General features: G+C 61.6%; 1 protein-coding gene and 2 pseudogenes. 2 read left to right on the forward strand and 1 reads right to left on the reverse strand.

All coding sequences use genetic code 11. The features are described from left to right. A pseudogene (locus C0456_RS20585) lies at positions 1–318 on the forward strand (short-chain dehydrogenase); the annotation flags it as partial. Next, positions 315–1,094 (forward strand): hypothetical protein, encoded by a 780-nt coding sequence (locus C0456_RS20590; protein WP_067399083.1) that lies wholly within the window; start codon positions 315–317, stop codon positions 1,092–1,094. The pseudogene C0456_RS20585 and the gene C0456_RS20590, both read left to right, overlap by 4 nt. A gap of 12 nt (positions 1,095–1,106) precedes the next feature. Here C0456_RS20590 and C0456_RS20595 read toward each other — a convergent pair. After that, a pseudogene (locus tag C0456_RS20595) lies at positions 1,107–1,340 on the reverse strand (hypothetical protein); the annotation flags it as partial.

Here is a 1,340-nt window from a genome sequence, read left to right on the forward strand (position 1 = left end):
CACGGCGTTGCGGCAATTTCCTATTGGCCGGGCTTCATCCTTACCGATGCCGTGCGCGCGATGCCGCCGGAAATGCTGCCACCAGACATGCGCGAAGCCCTGCCCAACTGGGAAACGCCGGAATTCACTGGCCGAGTACTGCACGCGCTCTATTCGGCGCCGGATCTGATGTCGCTCAGCGGTCAGGCACTGATCGGGGCGGAACTGGGCCAGCGCCTTGGCGTGAAGGACACCGATGACAAGCAGCCGATCTCCTATCGCGAGGCGATGGGCGCGCCGCACAAGCCCTTCACGCCGGTCAGCGGAGAGCAAGCATGATCGAAGCCGTGTTAGTGGTGCTGACCAAGGCACATCCGGGCCGCGAAGCCGATCTGGACGACTGGTACACCAACATCCACATCCGCGATGCCTTGCGCTTTCGCGGTTCGATCACCGCACAACGCTTTGTTCGCAGCATACACCAGCCGATGGCTGTTCCGCCGCAATATGACTGGCAATATTTCGCGCTCTACGATGTGTTCGACCCGGAGCGATTTTCCCGCGAGCACTGGGAGAACGCATTGACCAGCCGCATGATGGTGACCACCGCCATCGATGACAGCGTGCTGGAGGACTATCACTACTACCCGCTGGCCTTTCGCAACAACGATCCTGACACGGCCCATTCTGGCGGCGTGGTTTTTGAACAGTTCAACGCCGCGCCGGGCAAGGATGCCGAATTGCGGGCGTGGTATGCCGATCAGTACCTGCCCGCAGCCGCGCGGCGGGCGGGTGTCCAGAGCGCTGCACTGCTGGCCTTTCGCAGCTTCGGCCAGATGATCCCAACCACGCCGAAATACAATTATGTGGGCATCTACAAGGTCAATTCGAGTGATAGCTGGAAGGCCTGGAAAGACTTGCCTGAGTTGGCCTGTTCACCACTTGTCGAAAAGGAAAGCCTGCTTGTCACCCATTGGGACAAACTGACCGATAAGCTGACGAAAGATCACGTGCAGCACCCTACATCTGAAGGTCTTGCCGCCGAAGAGTGCGCGCGGGCGCGCATGGGTGATGATGTAATGACCGGCGGCACCGAAAAGCTGGGCACGGCCTGACAAGGCATCCGCTTACCAGCGACGGCGCATTTGCACCGCGCGGCGACGCGCGCGCATGGATTGCAGGCGTTCCTCCGGCGTGACCCGCCGGGTGCCCGGACCCAGCTGCTTCAGCACGTCTCCTGCCGCGACGCAACTGAGCCTTGGCGCAGGGCCGCTGCTGGCACCAGTCCAGCGCAGCATGATTGACCCTTGCGTTTGGCCGGCCGGATCCAGCCAGTTGGCAATGCCCGGATCGTCAATCGC

It is taken from the genome of Hyphomonas sp. (assembly GCF_013823385.1).
Classification (GTDB): domain Bacteria; phylum Pseudomonadota; class Alphaproteobacteria; order Caulobacterales; family Hyphomonadaceae; genus Hyphomonas.

What these genes read in the sequence shown, in the direction of transcription:
- C0456_RS20590 (WP_067399083.1), top strand. Translation starts at nt 315, where the DNA reads ATGATCGAAGCCGTGTTAGTGGTGCTGACCAAGGCACATCCGGGCCGC.